At 38.0% G+C, this 15,759-nt stretch carries 12 protein-coding genes; 6 read left to right on the top strand and 6 right to left on the bottom strand.

Translation table 11 applies throughout. The features are described 5' to 3' along the window. Positions 1-53: 53 nt before the first annotated feature. Together VXS03_RS13880 and VXS03_RS13875 are read right to left on the bottom strand one after the other, a co-directional pair. Positions 54-2,402, bottom strand: coding sequence for a glycosyl hydrolase family 18 protein (locus VXS03_RS13880; RefSeq protein WP_327764375.1), 2,349 nt, complete (start codon positions 2,400-2,402; stop codon positions 54-56). A gap of 413 nt (positions 2,403-2,815) precedes the next feature. Then, the gene (locus tag VXS03_RS13875; protein ID WP_080155699.1) at positions 2,816-3,064 is read right to left on the bottom strand and encodes a GlsB/YeaQ/YmgE family stress response membrane protein; all 249 of its coding nucleotides are present in this window, start codon (positions 3,062-3,064) and stop codon (positions 2,816-2,818) included. A 263-nt stretch (positions 3,065-3,327) separates the two neighbouring features. On the opposite strand from VXS03_RS13875, the gene yjjG reads away from it, so the two are divergent. From yjjG to brnQ (VXS03_RS13860), 3 genes are all read left to right on the top strand, one after another. Continuing rightward, the gene (gene yjjG, locus VXS03_RS13870; RefSeq protein WP_327764373.1) at positions 3,328-4,005 is read left to right on the top strand and encodes a pyrimidine 5'-nucleotidase; all 678 of its coding nucleotides are present in this window, start codon (positions 3,328-3,330) and stop codon (positions 4,003-4,005) included. A 383-nt stretch (positions 4,006-4,388) separates the two neighbouring features. Beyond that, positions 4,389-5,708, top strand: a complete 1,320-nt coding sequence (gene brnQ, locus VXS03_RS13865; protein WP_327764371.1) for a branched-chain amino acid transport system II carrier protein — start codon at positions 4,389-4,391, stop codon at positions 5,706-5,708. Positions 5,709-6,305: 597 nt separating this feature from the next. Then, the gene (gene brnQ, locus VXS03_RS13860) at positions 6,306-7,640 is read left to right on the top strand and encodes a branched-chain amino acid transport system II carrier protein (protein WP_327764370.1); all 1,335 of its coding nucleotides are present in this window, start codon (positions 6,306-6,308) and stop codon (positions 7,638-7,640) included. Positions 7,641-7,781: 141 nt separating this feature from the next. On the opposite strand, the gene VXS03_RS13855 is transcribed toward brnQ (VXS03_RS13860), so the two are convergent. The 3 genes from VXS03_RS13855 to VXS03_RS13845 all read right to left on the bottom strand — a co-directional run bounded on the left by VXS03_RS13855 (position 7,782) and on the right by VXS03_RS13845 (position 10,606). Continuing rightward, positions 7,782-7,958: an ATPase gene (locus VXS03_RS13855; RefSeq protein WP_080155695.1), complete on the bottom strand. Its 177-nt coding sequence runs from the start codon at positions 7,956-7,958 to the stop codon at positions 7,782-7,784. A gap of 95 nt (positions 7,959-8,053) precedes the next feature. Next, on the bottom strand, positions 8,054-9,757 hold the full coding sequence (locus VXS03_RS13850; protein ID WP_327764369.1) for a phospho-sugar mutase: 1,704 nt from the start codon (positions 9,755-9,757) through the stop codon (positions 8,054-8,056). Between the two features lie 327 nt (positions 9,758-10,084). Next, the gene (locus VXS03_RS13845) at positions 10,085-10,606 is read right to left on the bottom strand and encodes a DUF2058 domain-containing protein (protein WP_327764368.1); all 522 of its coding nucleotides are present in this window, start codon (positions 10,604-10,606) and stop codon (positions 10,085-10,087) included. Between the two features lie 383 nt (positions 10,607-10,989). Here VXS03_RS13845 and VXS03_RS13840 point away from each other — a divergent pair, with 383 nt between their 5' ends. Further along, positions 10,990-11,472, top strand: a complete 483-nt coding sequence (locus VXS03_RS13840; protein WP_327764367.1) for a YidB family protein — start codon at positions 10,990-10,992, stop codon at positions 11,470-11,472. 47 nt (positions 11,473-11,519) lie between these two features. On the opposite strand, the gene astB is transcribed toward VXS03_RS13840, so the two are convergent. Next, a complete protein-coding gene (gene astB, locus VXS03_RS13835; RefSeq protein WP_327764366.1) occupies positions 11,520-12,857 on the bottom strand; it encodes an N-succinylarginine dihydrolase in 1,338 nt (445 codons plus the stop codon). Positions 12,858-13,185: 328 nt separating this feature from the next. Between astB and VXS03_RS13830 the strand changes: the two genes are divergently transcribed. After that, positions 13,186-13,875 carry a MaoC family dehydratase gene (locus VXS03_RS13830; RefSeq protein ID WP_327764365.1) on the top strand — a complete coding sequence of 230 codons (690 nt, stop codon included), beginning with the start codon at positions 13,186-13,188 and terminating at the stop codon, positions 13,873-13,875. 812 nt (positions 13,876-14,687) lie between these two features. Then, positions 14,688-15,707: a lipoate--protein ligase gene (locus VXS03_RS13825; protein ID WP_327764467.1), complete on the top strand. Its 1,020-nt coding sequence runs from the start codon at positions 14,688-14,690 to the stop codon at positions 15,705-15,707. The last annotated feature ends 52 nt before the right edge of the window (positions 15,708-15,759 follow it).

Here is a 15,759-nt window from a genome sequence, read left to right as displayed (position 1 = left end):
TAAATAACTATGCGGGGTTTTTTATTATCTCTTATTTAGACTAACAAATAAGGTTAGATGCGTTCCCAAGGGCCATTAGCATTACCGGGTTTGTCACCTTTTGTCCACCATTTGGCGCGGTAATTATTATCCTCAAAGATAACTTCATCACCACCATTATATGTTTTAGATGCTGACCACCCACCAACTTCGCCTGTATCCTCTTCTACCCATACAGAAGATGTTCCAGGAGTTTCACCTTTCGTCCACCATTGAGCAGTATAAGTAACACCGTTATAGACTACGGTATCACCACTGTTATAAATAGTATCGGCATTCCACGTATCACCAACGGCACCACCATCCGCAGCCACATTAACAACCACCGTTTGTTGGGTCGATGCTTCACCATCAGAAACAGTAATCACGACATTAACGGTCGTATCTGTAGTGACAGTTGGCGCAGTAACAGTAATTTTTGCACCAGTTTCAGTAACAACAACTTTCCCTGCTGATGCAGAATAAGTAAGCGTATCACCGTCAGCATCGGTTGCCGTTACTGCTATAACGACACTCTGACCACTTTTAACATCAACTGTTGCTGGTGCCGTTAATTCAGGCGCTGTGTTTTCAACAACACCAGACCCCTTCACATTAACAACGACAGATTTCGTTGCACTCTTACGACCATCGGTCACTTTAACCACTATCGATGTCACGATATCAGTCGCAGTATTTGGTGCCGTATAAGTCACAGTTGCAGTACCATCTCCGTTATCTGTCACTTGCGCTTCTGTCGAGCTAAAGCTTAGACGATCACCATCAGTATCGGTTGCTGACACACTAAAGCTGATAGTCTCGCCAGACATTGCGGCTTGCGCACTCGGTACGGTTAATTCAGGCGCTGCATTAGGTGTGGTATTGGCACTAAAAACATCATCGATAGCTTCAGCTAATGGAGAACTAAGCTTCGTACATTCTTTTAACTTAGTTCCATGGTTAATAAAGGTACCTTCACATTGAATATCACCATGAACTTGCCACACAATAACCCCGCCAAGGTCATTATCTACAATGTACTGTGCTTTTTTCTTAATAGATGGAACATCATCATAACTTAAGAAATATTTACCTTTCACAGCATAAGGAACTTCTGCATTAGCATCCCACTTATGCTCCCAACCTGACGTTTTAACTATATAATTATAGTTTGGTGACCCTTCAAATTCTTTCCAGTTATCAACATCAACCGCACTGAGTAATGGACCATCAACAGACATGGTATACATACGTTTATCCGTTGGCGCACCTAAATAAGCTTCTGCTTCTGTGGTTTGTACACCGCGACCATAAAACGCAGCACCAAAGTTAATTTTTTCTGATGGAATACCTTGTTCAGCCATCCAAATACGGAGTGTTTCTAAATCTAAACCTGCATATTCTTCTTCAGGATATGGGTACAATGGCGCATTGTGGCCGGTAACATTTGACCATGCACCATTAAGGTCATAAGTCATCATGTTGAAGTAATCCATCGATTTAACAAGACGTGGCCAGTTGAAACCTTCAAGCTTAGCAGTAGATGCAGAGAATGCAGCAGTCAATAATTTATCTGGACCAATACGCTTACGAATATCTTCCATGAGCTGTTCGAAATTAGCAAAATCAGTAGGATCGCCAGCAAAGTTCATTCCGCCAAACCCTGGGTATTCCCAATCAATATCAATACCGTGAAAACCTAATGCCATTAACTTATCTAAATCTTTTAAGAAGCGCGCTTTTTTAACTGGATCTGCCGCCATTTCAGGAAAGTGCTTAGACATACTCCACCCCCCTAATGACGCCATAACCTTAACGCCTTTTTGATTCGCAAGATCAATCAATCCAGGGGCTCCGCCTTCTTTTTTAAGAGGAATCGGCATATTTCCTTCAATACCCGTTGGCTTATGACGCCACCCCTTACCACTTTTTACGAAACCTTGCGCTTTAACTTTGGCTAAATTCTCTGCATCCCACGGTTCATTAACAGGATATTGATGAATATATTCCAACTCACCCCACAAAATATGGAAATCCCAGCTTGAATACACATCAGGGTGTAATAACGGACCTGGCTCTTGCACACTACCTGGCTTATAAATTTGTTTATTTCGTAAATCACCACTGTGTAACGTGCCGTCTTTAGCGACCCCAAAAAATGAGAAGTTAAGAATAGAATAGATATCCATATCTACGTTTAAATGAGTCGCTTCACCTTTTACAGAGAAGCCAGCATTCGTTCCTTTCCATGCTTCCCATTGCGTTAAATAACCAATCACATTTTTATCATGACTTGGGGCTGCTTGTACTTGAGCCGCAGTACTTACTAACAAGAAACTCGCAATAATGCCCGCAATTTTGGTTTTATTAAATCCCTTTTCCATTTCGTGCTCCACGTTATGATTAATAGCTAATTGCCATTTCAGTTTTTATAATTTCAACTGTTTTTATAACGATCAGTAATGATATTTCTCATTAATAACCAGAACACAGTGTGATCGATCTTTTTTAGTTTAGCGAAAAAATTTTATATCTTTAGGCTCAATAGCTAACATTTATGCAACAAGTTAGTAAAATGGTATTTATTTTTAGCTACAAGATTCAAAAAAATCATGTTTTATCGCTAAAAATGCAAAAACAAACAGAGATAATGTTTATATAAAAATATCATTCTACAAATAAAAAGGGGGGGGTATAGGACAATATGCGTTGGCAAAGGAATTTGAAGTATAAAAAAAGCGAATCGTACGAAACGACCCGCTTTTTTTAATTAATAACTGCAACAATATATTGATTATTAACGAATAAATCGATTATAAACAAATAATAGAATGAAAGCGCCCAATGTGGCAGTAATGATACTACCAATATTTACACCTGTTGCGTGACCAAGGCCAATAAACTGCCCAACAAAGCCACCCACAAAAGCACCACCAATACCTAGCGCCATTGTTACAATCCAACCGCCACCATCTTCACCTGGCATTAACCATTTCGCTAATGCACCAGCAATTAAACCTAAAATAATCCAAGATATAATGCCCATTTTCTTTCCTCAATTGGCTAATTCTTCACTCTTAAAGAGATGATGTGATTATGGTACAAGTAGACATATATCACACTATTGAGTTCAATAAAAAATTCATATCAATAGAAAAAAATCATAGGTCAACGTTATTACTCATTATTTACTCATTAATTAATAGTGATTTACTGGCTTATAGATTCGTATTTCAAGTAAACTACCACCAGCTCAATAAGCAATAATAACGCACATTTTTTACTCAATAAAATAGAGAGTGACATTTAATGAAGTACCAATGGATTTTATTTGATGCTGATGAAACCTTGTTTCACTTTGATGCATTTCGCGGCCTTCAGCTGATGTTTTCTCGCCATAATATCACTTTTACCCACGCTGACTTTGAAGAATATGAAACGGTAAATAGACCATTATGGGTTGATTATCAAAATGGTAAAATTTCAGCCACAGAATTACAAAATATTCGTTTTGAATCGTGGGCAGCAACACTATCTCTGCCAACAGAACAGCTAAATCATGATTTTTTGATGGCAATGGCTGATATCTGTACACCATTAACTGGTGCTCAAGCACTCCTTGATGCATTAAAGCCACACGCTAAATTAGGCATAATCACCAATGGTTTCACCGCACTACAAGAAATTCGATTACAACGCACTGGATTTAAAAATTATTTTGATGTGCTCGTTATTTCAGAACAAGTAGGTGTTGCAAAACCAGATATTAAAATTTTTGATTATGCCTGTCAGAAAATGGATATGATGGAGCGTCAAAATATTTTAATGGTTGGTGATAACCCACAGTCAGATATTTTAGGCGGAATCAACGCTGGTATGGATACCTGCTGGCTAAATAGCGAACAAAAGCCACAACCGAAAGATATCAATCCGACCTATACCGTGACTTCACTTGCTGAATTACAAACATTGTTATTAAACCAGTAACAATTACTTTCCTCATAAATGACCAGGTGTTATTTCATAATGACAGTAATTCAGCTGTTTATATGGCATCTGGTCAGTGAATATGAAAAAAATATCGTTTATTTTCTCATCACGCTTTACAAGCGTGCCAATACCGATTAAGTTGATACTTCATTTTATTTAGAGCGTATAAGCTATGTCTCAGAACATTAACAACAATCAGGATGCTACAACCACAGCAACCTTACAGATTGCTTGTGCGCTAAACTCTGTCGTCGTCGTCATTCTCTGACGCTGACGGTTAATTTATTCGTCAGTAACGCTGGCGGATATGAATTTCACTTCTAAATTATCTCTTCCAGCATACTGACTCAAATTGTTTTATTTGAATTAAGGTATGTCATTTGAAAAGAAAAGAACTTGCAGCCATCGGTTTTATGACCTTTGCATTATTTCTCGGTGCTGGTAACTTAATATTCCCTCCCCTTATGGCACAGCAAGCAGGTGAAAATTGGCTCATTGCTATTGCTGGATTTCTATTAACTGCTGTTGGTTTACCCGCGTTAACACTTGTTGTTCTTGGTCGCTTATCTTCTGCTGACAAATTAACGGCGGCATTACCCAAATGGATGGATCGCTCATTTTGGTTTTTAGTATTAACAACACTAGGGCCCGCTTTTGTATTGCCCCGTGCTGTAACCGTTGCTTATGAAATGGGAATAAAACCGTTTTATTCTGGTAATGGATTAATGGTTTTCTCTGCTATTTTTTGTGCTCTTACATTAGCATTAGCTTTAAAACCGGGTAAGCTTGTTGATTATATCGGTAAAGTAATGACACCTGCACTGATTGCAATGCTTGCATTACTGGCTATTTCAGCCGTAATAAACCCATTAGGCTCACCAACAGCTGCCACTGAAACCTACCGCCAAGCACCTACCGTAAATGGGCTTATTCAAGGTTACATGACATTAGATGCTATCGCTGCGGTTGCTTTTGGTTGGGTTATCATTCAAACGATTCGTAATACGGGAGTGAAATGTGACAAAGCCATTTCTTACTACACGCTTCGCATCGCCCTGATTTACGCATTTCTTATGTCACTTTGTTACCTTGCAATGGGATATTTAGGCGCAACCTCTTCTGATATTGCACCACAAGCAACCAATGGTGGCGAAATTCTTACCCGCTATGCTGCAGGTGAGTTTGGCACATTAGGTCAACTGTTATTAGCAACAATCACCTTAATGGCATGTTTAACAACAACGGTTGGACTCACTAATGCTAATGGCGAATATTATAAAAATACCTACGGTATAAAATTCAAACTTAGTGCAACAGTAATTATGGTACTCACCGCTATTATCTCTAACGTAGGTTTAGAAACCATTATTCAAGTAAGTCTGCCAGCGATCTTAATTTTATGCCCAATTGCAATTTCATTGATTATTTCCACTTTCTTTATTAGTAATCATTCAACGCCAGAACAACGTCAAATATCAATTAGCCAAACAATTGTCGTTATTGTTGCAACATTATTTGGCAGTATTGATGCATTAAATATTTTAGGTAAATTACCAGCTAATATCGCATCATTTGCCGAACATTGGTTACCGTTATTTAGCTCACATGCTTCTTGGCTTGCTCCTGTTGCTATCACTATTTTCATCAGTAAACTGTGTTCACGCGAATATAAAAGTGCTGATAGTATTGCTGTTAACTAAAATATTCATACAAATTGTTATTGATAGGGCTAGTAAATTGCTAGCCCTAGCGCTCATATTTCAAATGAAAACTAACGATAGCGAACAACATAACCAATCAATATAATCACCAAAACAAAAATAAACATACGATAACCACCTAACTATTTAACATTTAACACTTTAATCTGAATGTTTTTATAATGATTAAAAAAAAATTGAAGAAAGTTATTTACAACACTAAGTTTTCTTTATATTTTTAACTGATAATTCACTGATTCATTTCATAGAAGTTGTTAACTTATGCATTCAACACAGTTTGAACATAGAAAACAAAAAGACTTAGCATCGACGATAGCGGCTAACGCTTGGGTAGATGTTGCTTCTATGTCGATAAAAAAAACATCACGAATTATTTCCGCTTTTATCCTAGTGATTATTCGCTAGGCTGGCGGACAAGCTTCCGTCAGCCATGCTGATGGGAGATAGTTTCAACTCTTCATATCTTCTTTCAGCAAACCTGCGGAAACATTATTTAACGAAGCAACAGCAATATAATACTTGCACGTTTAAGTTATTAGTTACTGTTCGATATTCATTACAATGCAGGTATAACATTTGAAAACACAAGACTTACTCGCTATCGGTCTAATGACCTTCGCTCTATTTCTCGGTGCTGGCAATTTGATCTTCCCCCCTGCTATGGGCTTAGATGCAGGAACATCATTAACATCAGCTATGAGCGGTTTTTTAGTAACAGCAGTGGGATTACCCGCTTTTACTATTATTGTACTTGGTCGCATTGGTAGCACTAAAAACCTAACTAAGGCATTACCTAAGTGGTTAGCAACAACATTTTGGGTATTATTGTTCACAGCAATTGGCCCAGCATTTGGGATGCCACGTGCTGTTACTGTTGCTTATGAAATGGGATTAAAGCCTTTTTTCAAAGCCGATCATCTCGTCGCGTTCTCTATCGTTTTTTCGGCTTTAACCTTAATTTTAGCATTTAAGCCAGGTAACCTAGTCAGTTACATTGGTAAAGTAATGACTCCTGCACTGATTTTACTTTTAGCAGGTTTAGGCCTAGCTGCATTCTTTTCACCACTTGGCGTACCAGCGGCACCTTATGGAGACTACCAACATAGCGCTGTCACCAGCGGTTTAATTCAAGGTTACATGACCATGGATGCTATTGCCGCTGTAGGTTTTGGTTGGGTTATCATTCAAGCGATTAAAGAAAAAGGCGTCGTTTCACAAAAAGGTATCGCAAATATCTCGTTTAAAGTAGCAATGATCTATTTTGTTCTTATGGGTGGTTGCTATATTGCGATGGGATATGTTGGTGCAACATCAACCTCAATTGCAACTCATGGTATGAACGGCAGTGTGATCTTAACGCGTTATGTTGCAGGTGAATTTGGTGCTTACGGTCAATGGTTATTAGCCGCAATCATTATCATGGCATGTCTAACCACGACTGTTGGCTTAACCAATGCTTGTGCTGAATATTATCAGCAAACTTTCAAAGCTTCATTTGGCTTTACTGCAACGATTATTGTGGTATTAACCGGTATTATTGCTAACTTCGGCCTTAATGATATTTTGAAAGTCAGCTTACCTGCTATCTTGGTTCTATGTCCGATTGCTATTGCATTAGTTTTAGCATCATTAACAGCATCAGCCATGAATGTTTCAACGTTGACGCATACTTCGGTATTAGTCACTGCAATGATCTTTGGTTCTGTTGACGCCATTAGTATTTTAGGCAAAATGCCAGCAGATCTTAACCAATTCTTTAACGAAGCATTACCACTATACCAAGCACATGCTAGTTGGTTATTACCAACATTATTGATTTTAGTTATGACCACAATAATGACACGATTACCTATCGTTGCACGTAAATTTAATATTGTTGATTACCGTTTAGATTCAGTAACAAACAATTAATGCAAGAGCGCGAAAGATAATTGGGGTTATCGCGACGCGCTGTCAGTCTTATATTTGTTACTCATAAAAAAAGCCTCTTACTGCTTCAATAATAAATGAAGAACAGTAAGAGGCTTTTTATTACACAAAGATCACATGATCTTATTCAGGTAAACGCTCACCAGTCATGAATGCGTGCAAGATTTCAGGAGTCAATTCACCCGCTTCTTCTAAACGCTTAAGCTCTGCCACAATTTTCTTTTGATCATCAATTGATGGAATCGGTAATTCTGGCTCTTTTTCATAATCATCAGGTAACGATATATTAAGATCGTGCATGGTAAACCCTTGGTTATCTAAAACAAATTAAAACTGCTACGATTATACACTGAAAATCGACCAGAGTTCAGCTTTACCACATTGTGACGACTGAATTACAACGATGCTTGATGTTGAGCAATTAACTGATCAATGCTTTCTTGTGCACGTGACTGAGCATGCTCAAACGTTTCTTCTTGGCTCATCGGTTCAACCACTTCATAGTAACATTTCAATTTAGGCTCAGTTCCAGATGGACGCACAACAACACGTGCTCCCCCTTCTAAGTGATAAATCAATACATCGCTAATTGGCAAATCAATCGCTTCTACAGAACCATCATTAAACGTACGTAACGACGTTTTGAAATCTTCAGTACTATGAATAGCTAATCCGGCAATAGATTGTGGCGGTGTCGCGCGTAAAGAATCTCCGATAGGAGCTGCTGCAGGATCAAGAGCAATACTACGTTGCGCATTAATATATAAGCCATATTCACGATAAATGGCCTCTAGCTGATCCCAAACCGTTTGCCCTTTTGCGGTTAATTCAGCTGTTAATTGTGCAAATACGACTAATGCAGACAAGCCATCTTTATCCCATACCGTTGAGCCAATGGTGTAACCTAAGGCTTCTTCATAAGCAAATAAGAATTGATGATCATCTGTTTGGCGATCCATTGCGACATTGGTTAGCCATTTAAAGCCAGTTAATGTTTGGTAATATTGCGCTCCAAGCGCAGTAGCTATTTTTCCCAATAAGGTTGAAGAAACAATTGTATTCCCAACTAGGCTCGCAGATGCTTGAGCATGATTAAGTAGATAATAACCAAATAAAGTCCCTACTTGATCCCCTGTTAGCATCTGATATTCACCATCAGTACGACGAGCAGCAACGGCGAAACGATCGGCATCAGGATCATTTGCACATGCTAAGATAGCACCATGCTGTTTGGCTTCTGCAATAACAAGATCCATAGCGCCAGGTTCTTCTGGATTTGGAAATTTAACCGTCGGGAAAGCGCCGTCAGGCTCTCGCTGAGCTGCAACACTATAAACATGAGTAAAACCCGCATCTGCTAATAATGTTTCAGCCATCTCAGCGCCAACACCATGCATAGCCGTATAAGCTAAGCTTATCGCTTGTGGATTATGATGATTATTTAATAGTGGTGCTGCATTTATAGCTTGTCGATAATCTTGATAATAAGCATCATCAAGCCAAACTAATAACCCTTTTGCTTCCGCTTCTGCTAAGTCCATAAGCTGTAAATCAGAATGAGTGGCTTTATCTATTTCAGCGGCAATACCTGCATCATGAGGTGGAATAATCTGTGCACCATTATTCCAATACACTTTAAAACCATTATACGCCGGAGGATTATGACTTGCGGTCACAACAACTGCGGCTGCTGTATCTAAATGCTTGACCCCAAAAGCGACAATCGGCGTTGCTGCCACTTTAATTGTCAGATAAACCTTAATGCCCTGTGCAACCAATACTGAAGCTGTATCGTGAGCAAATTGACGAGAATCAGGACGTCCATCATAACCAATTACGACCCCTTTATGGGCACTGTTGCTATCAGTACGGAGTAAATATTGCCCTAGACCTGTCGCTGTTTCTTGAATAACTAGTCGATTCATACGATTAGGCCCGGCACCAACAATGCCTCGCAAACCTGCAGTACCAAACGCTAAGCGACCATTAAATCGATCGGCTAATTCTTCAGTCGCATTATCTGCCACTAATTGTTGTAATTCTTGACGTGATTTAGGGTCAGAGTCACGTTGCAGCCAACGTGTGATTTCATTATTCATTATTGTTATCCTAGTACGTTTATCATTATAACAATGCAATGATAATGACTGACCATGAAAATGCTTACAGACACTACCATCGTACATTTATTTATCATTACCATCGTTTAAGCAATACAAATGATAAATACTCTCATTAAAATATGCCCTATTGGCTTAAATTACAACTGCCTTGAACTAACATTTAGTGAGCAAACGATTACTTTTCTTTGAGTCTATTCGTACTATTTATGCATCATTTTAAACAGTAATACCTAAAACCTCTCATCGCCAAATATTTTGGATATAAAAAAAGCCTCAATCGAGGCTTTTTTTTAATTGCAGTTTTTACCACATTAAGTCATCTGGAATAACAAAATCTGCATACGGATCATCTTCATCAACAATGCTGTCATCAACCACGTTGTTAAGTACGATGGATTCTTGATCACGAAGCGCAATCTTATCCGCTACCGATGCTGGAATAACTTCATAGCCATCAAGATAACGAGCAATCGCAAGGCGGCCATTAACAAGCTGCTTTTGAATTAAACTATCAACATAAATTTTCTTCACCGTCGTACCATCGGTAAAGTTATAACCAATATCACCGTTATTACGATCCAAGCGGTTCATTTCGATTAATTGTTTAACCTGTGCTAAAAATGCTTTCTGTTGCGCATCTTCATCTCGCTGACGATTAAGCGCTTTGTCTTTCTCTAATTGAGAGACGCGATTTTCCTCAACAGCAGCCTTTGCTTCTTTTGCTTGTGTGCGTGATTTCTTTGTTGTCTTACCGGCTTTTTTTAGCTTTTTCTTATCGATAAGACCTGCTTTTAGCATTTGCTCTTGTAGGCTTAGCTTTGCCATTGAAACTCCATCAATTATTCGTTGCGATGAGTGACTCTTCCACTCATTGATTAATGAACGCCATTATCTCTGTTTGCTCTAAAACAGGTCAAGCATTGCTGCACATTGTGATCATTATACCCAAAATGATTTTGTCACCTTGATCACATTTAGGAGGAAAGGCTTGTCATCACAATATGGCTTATTTTTACATTAAAATGTCATAAAATGCTGAATATTTAATCTTATTTTTGTATTATTATTAATAACATGCTTATTAATAGCTGTGATTAATACATTTAATAAGGAACATCATATGAGCTTATTAGATCTTGTGCGTGGCATTTATATATCACGATTTTTAGTAACCGCATAATAATCTTATTGAGCAAAGGATCTTAATTATGAATATGGTTGAAATTATTCGTCTTGGGGCACAATTTTTTAATCAATCACGTGCAAATACTCAATCTACCGATGAAAACAGTATTTTCTCTGCATTATCATCTTTACTAGGAGGGAATGACCTAGGCCAACACGTTGATCTTCAAGCTTTTATTAAAACCCTTCATCAATCAAATTTATCCCATATCGCTAACTCTTGGCTAAGTAACGATATGAACGCTACTCTTTCAGCAGCCAATATTACAACCCTATTTGGCGCACAAAAATTGGCAACTTTGGCTTCACAACTTCATATGGAAGAACCCGATGTCATTATCGGGCTACAAGATGCATTGCCAACGATGATAGATCAAGCCAGTCCTGGGGGTGATATTGACCATACTCTACTTGTTCAACCCACAGGAGAAATTAATAGTCTTGATGATTTAATGGATATCAATAATCTTAAAAATTTCGCCTCAACGATTTTTAATAAAAAATGATGTGTTAGCTCTATTTATAAGTCGCTGTATCTAAATGATATTGCGGCTTATACTCGTTGAAAATCATACACCGAGCCCAACTTTAAAATACGGGTAAGTTCATCTAATGCCGTTTGCGATGCTAATAATAATGCAGGATCAACTAAATCATCCTCAACTAAACGATCTCGATAATGCAAATGGATCCACTGTTGTAAACGTCTAAATAAGCTATCCGTTAATAAAACAGCAGGATTCATTGCTTTATGTTCCTGTGGGGTTAATACCACCCTTAGTCTTAAGCATGCCGGGCCTCCACCATTTTGCATACTCTGATTTAAATCAAATAAATCAACCCGATTAATCCCTTGCTGCGCTTGTAATAGCTGTTGAATATATTGCCATACATGGGAGTTCTCTCGGCATTGCTGGGGTAAAATCAAACTAACATCACCGTTGGGTAGCGTAACTAATTGTGAATTGAATAAATAACTACCTATCGCATCATTAACACTCACTCTGTTATTAGGCACTTCAATAATAGTTAAATTTCCCGCCATTTTTTGTTGAAGTTGCAAATAAACATTCGCTTGATTTAAAAAAGCATGTTGATGGCAAAGTAAGGTTTGCTGATTACCAACCGCAATAACATCATTATGAAATACGCCCTGATCGATGACGAGTGGGTTTTGTTGCACCATTATCACATGTCGAGGATCAAGTTGATGTAATCGAGCTATGGCAGCACTCGCTTCGTAAGTTTGTCTTGCAGGATAACGCGTGGGGGATGGCTGATTATGATCAAAGCCATAACGCCCAAACACAAACATTTCAATACCTTGATCTTGATGTTGAACACAAAATCGAGTGTGGTTAGCGGCACCTTCATCACCTAACTGCTCTGATGTTGGTAATGGTTGATGGTGATAAAAATGATTATCGTCATTAAACATTGCAGCTAAAATACGGCTTGTTGTTTGCTGTTCTATAGAACGGTGGAAATGGCTAGCTAAATTTGCGGGAGTAAAATGTACACGCTGATCTTGCGTATCCGCTGACGGTGAAACAGTTGCCGCATTAGCAGCCCACATACTTGATGCTGAATAACAACTGGTTAATAGCTTTGGTGCATGTTGTGCCGCTTGTTGTAATACACGGCGATCACTGCCACTAAAGCCTAATCGACGCAGCATTTTTATATCCGGTCGCATTTGTGGTGCTATTACCCCTTGTATTAAGCCTAAATTAGCCAGTGCTTGCATTTTATTCAACCCCTGCAAAGCAGCTCTTTTGGGGTTTGAAACTTGGTGGTTATTAGTTAGCGACGCGATATTACCCGCAGATAGTCCACTATAATTATGCGTAGGCCCAACTAACCCATCAAAATTAGCTTCATGTGCCATCATTCCCTTCCTCCATGACGAATATAAAGCGCATATAACTATTATAGCCTGTAGCTATTAAATAAATTTCAGCCTCAGTTAAGACCAATGGTTTATCATAATCAAACGGGTTATCTGGCTTGAATTGGTGTAATTCTACTCAGTGTTTTATAAAAATCGAAAAAAACGCCATTTAATTATTGCGTAATAGCATTAACATCCCTAAAATTAACTCATCCGATGAGTTTTATAAATATTTATTATAACAAATACCAGTTGTACTACTGTAAATAATAGCTACAATGCCCAGCCCCAAACCAAAGCGTGGCATTTCAAACTAAGGTTATGCTCTATGAAAGTAAAAGTAGTCGATTTTATCAAACGTAAACGTGAAGTGTTATCACATCACCAGTTTGAATTTAAAGACTGGCTATCACCATCAATTCGCGATTATTGGATCGAATTTCTCAATAAGGCCAACAGCAGTCACTTTGCAACTTGGGTAAAAGATCATAACCTCGTCTCGATATCTAATGGTGAAACGGTATCTGAACCAATTGAGATTGAAATGCATCCAGAAGCAACCAAAGTCATGAATGAGCTCACTGCATCATTAGGTGAAGAAATTCATGTTGGCGAATGGTTGACGGTTGATCAATTGCGTATCAATAATTTTGCTAAAGTCACAGATGATCATCAATGGATCCATACTGATCCAGAAAAAGCAGCAGCAGAATCTCCTTTTAAAACAACCATTGCTCATGGTTTTTTAACGCTTTCACTCCTATCTGTATTAACAGACAGTGTTGATCCTGCAAGTCCAAAGTTTCCATCTGCAAAAATGACTGTAAACTATGGCTTAAATCAAGTTCGATTCCCTTATCCAGTTAAATCTGGCGTGAATATTCGTGCTAGAACAAAAATTCAATCTGTAACTCCTATCAAACGTGGTTTAGAAATAGTTCAAGAAATCACTGTTGAAATTGAAGGCTGTCGTCGCCCTGCTTGTGTTGCAGAATCTGTTATGCGTCTTTATTTTTAGTTTTAGTTTTAGTTTTTAAAGCTAATGTACAATGTTTATTTAAAAAAGCCGCTATGTCGGCTTTTTCTTTATTCGTGATTTTTCAATAGCAAAAGCCATAACAGAAGCAAAAAAACTCCACTTTCATAACCTTAGCTATTCTAGGCTATACAAGTTTACAACCTAAAACCTAACTTTTCATTAATGAATGTTTACCTACAGAAGAAGACTGGTATGGTAGCCGAACATTTTTTGGCTGGGTATCATCATGAACAAGTGGATTAAATTTATTCCCCTCATTTTATTGGTTGGCTATTTCATCACTTATGATGTTTTTAACCAAGCAAGTCAATCGACACCAACAGAACAAACAACAAATAACCAGTAACAAATCTAGCTATAGTCATATTTTTATGTCATAAATAGATTAAAGGTAGCATGGTGATCAATCCATGCTCTTACTGATATTATTTTCTGCATTACTCTCTTATTCCCCCTTCTCATCACCTATATTATTGACCATCATTCTTTACTTATTCATCATACAAATACTATTAACCCGCAACAAATAGTAACCTTACCTTGCAATTATCGCTATTTTCACACCAAATATGTGATGTTATTCTCATTTTATAATCTAGAAAACAATAAGATTCTCTAGACATATCATAATTAAAATCATTTTTACCAAATCACATTTGTTCCAGTTTATAAGTGTGATTTGGTTTTTTTACATTCCTCATTAACAAAATATCCTATTCTGTATTGACTGCTTTACCTCTCTTAAGCGACAAGGTAAATTCATGGCATCCACATTTAGTCAGGTATGCGTGATGTCTTCAAAAATTAGAGTACTGATTTCAGACTCAACTAATCCATGGTTCAACCTTGCTGTTGAAGATGCTATTTTCCGTACAATGTCTCCCAAACAACAGGTGTTATTCTTATGGCGTAATGACAACACCGTTGTTATTGGCCGTGCACAAAATCCATGGAAAGAGTGTAATACACTAAAAATGGAACAAGATGGTATTACATTAGCACGCCGTCAAAGTGGAGGGGGTGCCGTATTTCATGATCTAGGAAATACTAACTTTACGTTTATGGCAGGAAAGCCTGATTACAATAAAACAATTTCAACTGATATTGTCCTTACTGCACTCAATAAACTCGGTATTCAAGGTAAGGCCACAGGCCGTAATGATTTGGTTGTTGAAGATGCCGAAGGCGAACGTAAGTTTTCAGGTTCAGCCTACCGTGAAACGATGGATCGAGGTTTTCATCATGGCACTTTATTGCTCAGTGCTGATTTAACCCGCTTAGCCAATTATCTTAATCCAGATAAGAAGAAATTAGCTGCAAAAGGGATCACATCCGTTCGTTCACGAGTAACAAACCTTAATCAAATCATTGAAAATATTGACCATAATATGGTCTGTGATGCCATCATTGAGACATTTTGTGAATATTACAAAGACTATGCTGAAATTGAACATATTTCGCCACAAGCTCTACCTGAATTAGCCGGTTTTAATGATACTTTTGCGAAATTTAGCCGTTGGGATTGGAATTTTGGTAACACGCCACAATTCACACACAGCATTGATGAACGTTTTGCTTGGGGAGGTATCGAACTGCACCTTGATGTTAATAAAGGTGTGATTACAGAAGTGAAGCTCTTTACTGACAGTTTAGATCTCGTGCCATTAGACTTACTTGAACAACGATTACTTAATCTCACTTATAATGCAACCGCGATAAATACGGCTATTGATAACCTCGCTATAGAATATCCACAATATAATGACGTATTAATGGATATTGCCCATTGGCTACAAAACACCATAATTTGATACAATTACTAAGATGAAAGATAATAACAAGACCGCTTTAAAAACGGTCTTG

The organism is Photobacterium sp. S4TG1 (assembly GCF_036040035.1).
Classification (GTDB): domain Bacteria; phylum Pseudomonadota; class Gammaproteobacteria; order Enterobacterales; family Vibrionaceae; genus Photobacterium.
This window is presented reverse-complemented; position numbering and strand designations above follow the sequence as displayed.

Excerpts from the sequence above, each read along its gene's own strand:
- VXS03_RS13880 (WP_327764375.1), bottom strand. The coding sequence starts at position 2,402 with ATGGAAAAGGGATTTAATAAAACCAAAATTGCGGGCATTATTGCGAGT.
- VXS03_RS13875 (WP_080155699.1), bottom strand. The coding sequence starts at position 3,064 with ATGGGCATTATATCTTGGATTATTTTAGGTTTAATTGCTGGTGCATTA.
- yjjG (WP_327764373.1), top strand. The coding sequence starts at position 3,328 with ATGAAGTACCAATGGATTTTATTTGATGCTGATGAAACCTTGTTTCAC.
- VXS03_RS13855 (WP_080155695.1), bottom strand. The coding sequence starts at position 7,958 with ATGCACGATCTTAATATATCGTTACCTGATGATTATGAAAAAGAGCCA.
- VXS03_RS13850 (WP_327764369.1), bottom strand. The coding sequence starts at position 9,757 with ATGAATAATGAAATCACACGTTGGCTGCAACGTGACTCTGACCCTAAA.
- VXS03_RS13845 (WP_327764368.1), bottom strand. The coding sequence starts at position 10,606 with ATGGCAAAGCTAAGCCTACAAGAGCAAATGCTAAAAGCAGGTCTTATC.
- VXS03_RS13840 (WP_327764367.1), top strand. The coding sequence starts at position 10,990 with ATGAATATGGTTGAAATTATTCGTCTTGGGGCACAATTTTTTAATCAA.
- astB (WP_327764366.1), bottom strand. The coding sequence starts at position 12,857 with ATGATGGCACATGAAGCTAATTTTGATGGGTTAGTTGGGCCTACGCAT.
- VXS03_RS13830 (WP_327764365.1), top strand. The coding sequence starts at position 13,186 with ATGAAAGTAAAAGTAGTCGATTTTATCAAACGTAAACGTGAAGTGTTA.
- VXS03_RS13825 (WP_327764467.1), top strand. The coding sequence starts at position 14,688 with ATGTCTTCAAAAATTAGAGTACTGATTTCAGACTCAACTAATCCATGG.